This is a genomic window from Streptomyces sp. McG3 (assembly GCF_018619185.1).
Classification (GTDB): Bacteria; Actinomycetota; Actinomycetes; order Streptomycetales; family Streptomycetaceae; genus Streptomyces.
This window is the reverse complement of sequence record NZ_JAAXYC010000361.1, coordinates 1-7323: the sequence shown is the minus strand read 5'-3', so window position 1 is coordinate 7323 and position 7323 is coordinate 1. Positions and strand designations below refer to the sequence as shown.

Below are 7323 nucleotides of genomic sequence, written 5' to 3'. Positions count from 1 at the left end.
GAACCGGGGAGGAGGGCAGGGGTGCCGACGAGGACCACCCCGGACGCCCGCCCCGCGACTCTCTGGGCCGCCCGCTCCCCGAACTCGCCCGCACCGGACCGGAGTCACTGGCCTGGACCGGGGCCGCCGCCGGGGCGCTCCTGCTCGGCGGGGCCGCGCTGCTGCGGTATGCCCGCCGGGTCCGCCGCACCACGGACTGACCGGCCGCCGCCACCGCAGGTGCCCTGGTGGGACCGGCGCCCGGGCGTTGGCGGGAGCGGAGCCCGTGACGCCGCCCGTTCACCCGCGTCTGCAACCATCGGGCCGTGGACTACCCGAACGACCAGGCACCTGGCGCACCGATCCGCTCCGGCATCCCCGAGCACGGCCGCATCCCGAAGTACTACGCGGTCAAGGCCCGTATCGCGGTGCTGCTGGACGCGTTGGGCGAGGGCGGGCTCCTGCCCACCGAGCGCGAGCTCGCCCAGCGGCACGAGGTCGCGCGCGAGACGGTCCGCCAGGCCCTGCGCGAACTCCTCCTGGAAGGGCGGCTGCGCCGGCAGGGGCGCGGCACGGTCGTCGCCGGTCCCAAGCTGGAGCAGCCGCTCTCGCTGGCCAGCTACACCGAGGGCGTCCGTCGTCAGGGCCGCCGGCCCGGCCGCCACCTCATCGGCCTGGACCGCTTCCCCTGCCCCGAGGCGCTCGCCGCCGAGATCGCGGTCGAGCGGGGCGAGCCGGTCTGGCACCTGGAGCGGGTACTGCTCGCCGACGACGAGCGCGTCGGCCTGGAGAGCACGTACGTCGGTGTCGCCCGGGTCCCGGGCCTGGACACGGAGTTCGACCCGGACTCCTCCTTCTACTCCTACCTCCGCGACCGCCTCCAGATCGCCTTCGGCGACGCCGACGAGCGGATCGAGACCGTACTCGCGACCCCCCGCGAGGCCCTGCTCATCGGGACCCCGCCCGCCCTGCCGATGCTCCTGATCCACCGGCTCTCCCGGGACGCCGACGGCCGGCCGCTGGAGCGCGTGCGGACCCTGTTCCGGGGCGACCGCTTCTCCTTCTCCGCCCATCTGCGAGGCGAGGAGCGGAGCTGAGAGGGGCCGGGACCGGGACCGTGGCCTGCTGCACCACACGACCCGCAAGATCACGAGAAGATAACGGGTCTGGTCCAAACTTGCGAGGTCGTTCACCGTCCCGTCGGTGAACGGACGCGTGCGGGACACCCGTCCCGAGGAGCGTGGCCGTCGTGAGAGTCATCGTCGTAGGAGCCGGCGTGGTGGGAACCATGCACGCCTGGCACGCAGTCAGCCGCGGCCACGAGGTCGTACAGATCGAGCGCGAGAGCGAGGCGCGCGGGGCATCGCTCCGCAATTTCGGACAGATATGGGTCAGTGGCCGGGCCGGCGGCGAGGAGCTGGAGACCGCCCTGCGCGCCCGCGAGCTGTGGGAGGCCGTCGGGGAGCGGGTGCCCGGACTCGGCTTCCGGGCCTGCGGTTCGCTCACCCCGCTGCGCACCGCACGCGAGGTCGCCGTCGCCGAGGCGGCCGTCGCCCGGCCCGACGCGGCGGCACGCGGCTACAAGCTGCTCACCGCCGGCGAGGCGCGGGCGCTCAACCCCGCCCTGCGCGGCGCGTTCACCGCCGCCCTGTGGTGCGAACGGGACGCGGCGGTCGAACCCCGCACCGCCCAACTCGCCCTGAAGGAACACCTGCTGGCCTCCGGCCGGTACACCTACCTCGGCGGCCGTGAGGTGCGTGACGTCGTCGGGACCGCCTCCGTACGCGACGACCACGGCGACGTCCACACCGGTGACGCCGTGATCCTCGCGACCGGCGCCTGGCTCGGCGGCCTGGTCCGGGAACTCGCCGGTCCCGAGCTGCCCGTGCGCCGCGTCCGCCTCCAGATGATGCAGACCGACCCGCTCGGTGAACCGCTCACCACCTCCGTCGCCGACGCCGACAGCTTCCGCTACTACCCCGCCTACCGGGGCGAGGCGCTCGACGCCCTCAACGCCGGACAGGCCCAGGACCCGGTCGCCGCCGAGCACCGCATGCAGCTCCTCATGGTGCAGCGCCGCGACGGCGGGCTGACCATCGGCGACACCCACGAGTACGAGCACCCCTTCGCCTTCGACACCGTCGAGGAGCCCTACGAGCACCTCACCCGGGTCGTCGAGGCCTTCCTCGGGCGCCCGCTGCCGCGCGTCCGCCACCGCTGGGCGGGCGTCTACGCCCAGTGCACCGACACCTCGCGCGTCGTCCACCGGCAGCAGGTGTCCGACGGGGTCTGGCTCGTCACCGGGCCCGGCGGGCGCGGTATGACGTGCTCACCCGCCATCGCCGAAACGACCGCCGACCAACTGGGCTGGTGAACCACATGACTTCCCCGACCGACATCACGCGCGACCCCTACCGCCTCGTCGTCCTCGACATGGCCGGCACCACCGTCGCCGACGGCGGCCTCGTCGAGCAGGCCTTCTCCGCGGCCGCCCAACGCCTCGGCGTACGCCCCGGATCCGACGAGCATGCCCGCCAACTCGCCTACGTACGGGCCACCATGGGTGAATCCAAGATCACCGTCTTCCGGCACCTCTTCGCCGGCGAGGAGGGCGAGGACGGCCAGGGAGGCGAGGGCGGCGAAGCCAAGGCCCAGCGGGCCAACATCGCCTTCGAGGAGGCGTACGGAGAACTCGTCGACGGCGGCCGCATCGCCCCGCTCCCCGGCGCCCGCGAGGCCATCGAGCGGCTCGCGTCCGAAGGCCGCACCGTCGTCCTGACCACCGGGTTCGCCCGCACCACCCAGGACGCCATCCTCGCCGCCCTCGGCTGGCAGGACCTCGTCCCGCTCACCCTCTGCCCCGCCGACGCGGGCGGCCGGGGTAGGCCCTTCCCGGACATGGTGCTGGCCGCCTTCCTGCGCACCGGAGCCGTGGACGACGTCCGGCGGACCGTGGTGGCCGGCGACACCTCGTACGACATGCTCAGCGGCGTACGCTCCGGCGCCGGGATCGTCGCCGGGGTCCTCACCGGCGCCCACGACAGGGACCAGCTCACCCGGCACGGCGCGACCCAGGTGCTCGGGTCCGTCGCCGAGCTGCCCGACCTCATCGCGCGGGCCGAGGCGTGAGCGCCCCGGCACCCGCCGCCCCCAGCGGCATCCGCTTCGAGGGCGTCACCGTCGCCTACGGCGGAAACGTCGTCCTCGACCGGCTCGACCTCACCGTCGAACCCGGCGAGGTGATGGCCCTCCTCGGGCCGTCCGGCTCGGGCAAGACCACCGCCCTGCGCGCCGTCGCCGGGTTCGTCCGGCCCGCCTCCGGGCGGGTGTTCCTCGGCGGCCGGGACGTGACCGCCCTGCCCCCGCACCGGCGCGGCATCGGCATGGTGGTCCAGCAGTACGCCCTCTTCCCGCACCTCAAGGTCAAGGACAACGTGGCCTTCGGGCTCAAGGCCCACCGCACCCCGAAGGCCGAGATCCCCGGCCGGGTCGCCGAGGCCCTCGAACTCGTCGGCATGGCGGCGTACGCCGAGCGCCACCCGCGCGAACTCTCCGGCGGCCAGCAGCAGCGCGTCGCCATCGCCCGTGCGCTCGCCATCCGCCCGGGCGTCCTGCTCCTCGACGAACCGCTCTCCGCCCTCGACGCCCGGCTACGCTCCGGGATGCTCGCCGAACTGGCGCGACTGCACCGGGAGTTGCCGGACGTGTCGATCCTGTACGTCACCCACGACCAGGTCGAGGCCCTCACCCTCGCCGACCGGATCGCCGTCATGGACCGGGCCCGGCTCCAGGACTGCGGCACCCCCCAGGAGCTCTACCGCCGCCCGCGCACCGAGTTCACCGCCTCGTTCGTCGGCAACGCCAACCTCCTCCCGGTCACGGTCACCGGTGCGGGAGCCGTCGAGTTCGGCGGCCACGCGCTCGCCGCCCCCACCGACACCGCCGCCCCCGGAGCCACCGCGACCCTCTGCGTCCGGCCGCACCTGGTCGGCCTCGGCGACGGACCCAACGCGCTCACCGGCAGCGTCACCGAGGTCCAGTGGCGCGGCTCCACCCACCGCGTCCACGCCGACGTCGACGGCCACCGCCTCATGGCCGACCTCCGCGAACTGCGCGAGCCCCCGGCCATCGGCGACCCGGTCACCCTGCACTTCGCGTCCGAGGACGCGGTGCTCCTCCCGGCGGGAACGGCGGGAACGGCGGGAACGGCGGGAGCAGAAGGAACCGAGGGAACCATGGGCGCGGCGGGAACGGCAGGAGGAGCCGGAGCCGGGGGAGGAACCGGAGCCGCGGGAGCGGCCGGCCCGGCGGGCGCCGCGGTCGCGCCGGAGAAGGCGGGGGTGCCCGGTGGCTAGTGCCGTCCTCGACCGGAAGCGGACGGCGGGTCCCGGGCAACCGGACCCCGCCCCCGCACGGTCCCGCTCCGTCCCCACCTGGGTCTGGGCGCTGCCGCCCGTCGCCGTCCTCGCGCTCGCGTTCCTCTACCCGCTGGCCCTCGTCGTCCAGCAGTCCGTCACCCCCGACGAGGGCGGCGTCTCGCTCGACCCGTACGCCGACGTCTTCGCCTCCGAGGTCTTCCGCGACGCGCTCACCACCACCGTGTGGCTCGCGGTCGGCTCGACCGTGGGATGCCTCGTCCTCGGGTTCGTCCTCGCGCTGATCATCGCGTTCGTCCCGTTCCCCGGCGGGAAGGCGGTCGCGCGGTTCATCGACGTGTTCCTCTCCTTCCCGTCCTTCCTCATCACCCTGGCCCTGCTGTTCATCTACGGCTCCGTCGGGATGGCCAACGGGCTCTGGACCGACGTCACCGGTGCGGCCGAAGGGCCCTTCCACTTCCTGACCACCCCCTGGGGCGTCCTGCTCGCCGAGATCACCTACTTCACGCCGTTCGTGATGCGCCCGCTGCTCGCCGCTTTCTCCCAGCTCGACACCGGACAGCTGGAGGTCGCCTCCTCACTCGGCGCCGGGCCCGTCCGGATCATCCGGCAGGTCATCCTGCCCGAGGCGCTCCCGGCCCTCGCGGCCGGCGGCAGCCTCGTCCTGGTGATGTGCCTCAACGAGTTCGGGATCGTCCTGTTCACCGGGGCGAAGGACGTCACGACGCTGCCGATGCTCGTCTACAGCAAGGCGATCCTGGAGTCGGACTACCCGGCCGCCTGCGTCGTCGCCGTCGTCAACATCGCGATCTCCGTGGGCCTCTACAGCCTCTACCGGGTGGTGAGCCGTCGTGCTGGTGCATAGCCGGGCCGGGAAGTGGGCCACCTGGGCCGTCTTCCTCCTCCTCTTCGTCCCGCTGTTCGCGGTGCCCCTGCTCGTCATCCTCGCCGCGTCCCTCGCCACGAACTGGTCCGGCGCCTTCCCCTCCGGACCCACCGTCGAGCGCTACTCCGCCGCGACGAGCGGCGACTCCCTCCAGGCGCTGACCACCAGCCTGGTCACGGCCGTGGCCGCGAGCGTGCTCGCGCTCACCCTCGGCGGCTGGGCCGCGCTCGCCGCCGCCTCTCTCCGCAAGCGCGGAAAGCGGCTCCTGGACGCCCTGTTCATCCTGCCCGTCGCCGTGCCCTCGGTGGTCGTCGGCCTCGCGGTGCTGGTGGCCTACAGCCAGCCGCCCGTCCTGCTCAACGGGACGCGCTGGATCGTGATCCTCGCCCACACCGTCCTCGTCACCGCGTTCGCGTACCAGTCGGTCTCCGCCGCCGTACGCCGTCTGGACCCGATGTACGAACAGGCCGCCGCCGGCCTCGGGGCGAGCCCCGCCCGGGTCCTGTGGCGGATCCGGCTGCCCCTCCTGCTCCCCTCGCTCACCTCGGCCGCCGGGCTCTGCTTCGCCCTGTCCATGGGGGAGTTGAGCGCCACGATGATGCTCTACCCGCCGGACTGGACCCCGCTGCCGGTGCAGATCTTCGCCGCCACCGACCGGGGCTCGCTCTTCACCGGCGCCGCCCTCGCCGTGGTCCTGATGACGACGACGCTCCTCGTCCTGGCCGCCGTCTCCCGCATCCGGACCCGCGCCTCCTACCGCTGATCCCCGCCCCCGTACTTCCCCCTGGAGAATCCCCATGCGCAACCGTGTCCGTGCCCTCGCCCTCCCCATGGCCGGCGTCGCCGCCGTCACCCTCACCGCCTGCGGCGGCTCCTCCGCCGCGTCCGACGAGAAGTCCGTCACCGTCTACAGCGCCGACGGCCTCAAGGGCGAGAACGGCGACGGCTGGTACGACAAGGTCTTCAAGGACTTCGAGAAGAAGACCGGCATCGAGGTGAAGTACGTGGAGGGCGGCTCCGGCGAGATGGTGCAGCGCGCCGTCCGCGAGAAGTCCAACACCCAGGCCGACGTGCTCGTCACCCTGCCGCCCTTCATCCAGCAGGCCGACGCCAAGGGCCTCCTCACGGCGTACGAGCCGAAGGGCGTCGACCAGGTCGACGGCGCCGACCGGGCGGCCGACGGGAAGTGGACCTCCGTCGTCAACAACTACTTCGGGTTCATCCACAACAAGAAGGAGCTGAAGAGCCCGCCTGCGACCTGGGAGGACCTGCTCGACCCCGCGTACAAGGAGAAGGTCCAGTACTCCACCCCCGGCGTCGCGGGCGACGGCACCGCCGTCCTCATCAAGGCGATGCACGACTTCGGCGGGCAGGAGCCGGCCATGGCGTACCTGAAGAAGCTCCAGACCAACAACGTCGGCCCGTCCGCCTCCACCGGAAAGCTCGCCCCCAAGGTCGACAAGGGGGAACTCCTCGCCGCCAACGGTGACGTCCAGATGAACTTCGCCCAGTCCAAGGACATGCCCAACCTCGGCATCTGGTTCCCCGCCAAGGGCGACGGCAAGCCCACCAGCTTCGCGCTGCCGTACGCGGCCGGCCTCGTCGCCAAGGGCCCGCACAGCGAGAACGGCAAGAAGCTGCTCGACTTCATGCTCTCCGAGCAGGCCCAGCGCGACGTCAGCGCGGTCGGCGGGGGCTTCGCCGCCCGCAAGGACATCGAGGCCACCGACGCCAACGCCGTCGAACTGGCCCGGCTGATGGAGGGCGTGGAGATCTTCGAGCCCGACTGGGCGGACATCGGCGCCAACCTGGACACGTACATCGACGCCTGGAAGTCGGCCACCGGAAGCTGACCGGACACCTCCCCGCCACGGATTCCTGCGAGGGTCTGGACTCGGCCCGATTATCTCGCGAAGGTAACGGGTCTGGTCCAGCAGGTTCAGCAGGCCCAGCAGGCCCAGCAGGCCCAGCAGGTTCAGCAGGCCCAGCAGGCCCAGGAGTTTCAGCAGGCCCAGCAGGTTCAGAAGGCAGTTCACGCCCAGCCCCGTCCGACCCGCCCCCTCCCTGGAGGATCACGTGTCC

8 protein-coding genes are annotated in these 7323 nt (G+C 72.7%); all 8 read left to right on the top strand.

All coding sequences use genetic code 11. The features are described from left to right. The coding region (locus HET64_RS34200; RefSeq protein ID WP_215111139.1) for an LPXTG cell wall anchor domain-containing protein at positions 1-200 on the top strand (200 nt) is incomplete at its 5' end. Positions 201-305: 105 nt separating this feature from the next. After that, positions 306-1076 carry a GntR family transcriptional regulator gene (locus HET64_RS34195; protein ID WP_215111138.1) on the top strand — a complete coding sequence of 257 codons (771 nt, stop codon included), beginning with the start codon at positions 306-308 and terminating at the stop codon, positions 1074-1076. 152 nt (positions 1077-1228) lie between these two features. Then, positions 1229-2353 carry a TIGR03364 family FAD-dependent oxidoreductase gene (locus HET64_RS34190; protein ID WP_215111137.1) on the top strand — a complete coding sequence of 375 codons (1125 nt, stop codon included), beginning with the start codon at positions 1229-1231 and terminating at the stop codon, positions 2351-2353. A 5-nt stretch (positions 2354-2358) separates the two neighbouring features. Next, positions 2359-3108 carry a phosphonatase-like hydrolase gene (locus HET64_RS34185; protein WP_215111136.1) on the top strand — a complete coding sequence of 250 codons (750 nt, stop codon included), beginning with the start codon at positions 2359-2361 and terminating at the stop codon, positions 3106-3108. Next, on the top strand, positions 3105-4334 hold the full coding sequence (locus tag HET64_RS34180) for an ABC transporter ATP-binding protein (RefSeq protein ID WP_215111135.1): 1230 nt from the start codon (positions 3105-3107) through the stop codon (positions 4332-4334). Before HET64_RS34185 ends, HET64_RS34180 begins: the two co-directional genes overlap by 4 nt. Then, positions 4327-5220: a 2-aminoethylphosphonate ABC transporter permease subunit gene (locus HET64_RS34175; protein WP_215111134.1), complete on the top strand. Its 894-nt coding sequence runs from the start codon at positions 4327-4329 to the stop codon at positions 5218-5220. The genes HET64_RS34180 and HET64_RS34175 overlap by 8 nt, the downstream gene beginning before the upstream one ends. Further along, the gene (locus tag HET64_RS34170; protein ID WP_050359725.1) at positions 5207-6004 is read left to right on the top strand and encodes an ABC transporter permease; all 798 of its coding nucleotides are present in this window, start codon (positions 5207-5209) and stop codon (positions 6002-6004) included. Before HET64_RS34175 ends, HET64_RS34170 begins: the two co-directional genes overlap by 14 nt. Before the next feature lie 34 nt (positions 6005-6038). Continuing rightward, complete coding sequence (locus tag HET64_RS34165) at positions 6039-7094, top strand: 2-aminoethylphosphonate ABC transporter substrate-binding protein (protein WP_215111133.1); 1056 nt, start codon at positions 6039-6041, stop codon at positions 7092-7094. The last annotated feature ends 229 nt before the right edge of the window (positions 7095-7323 follow it).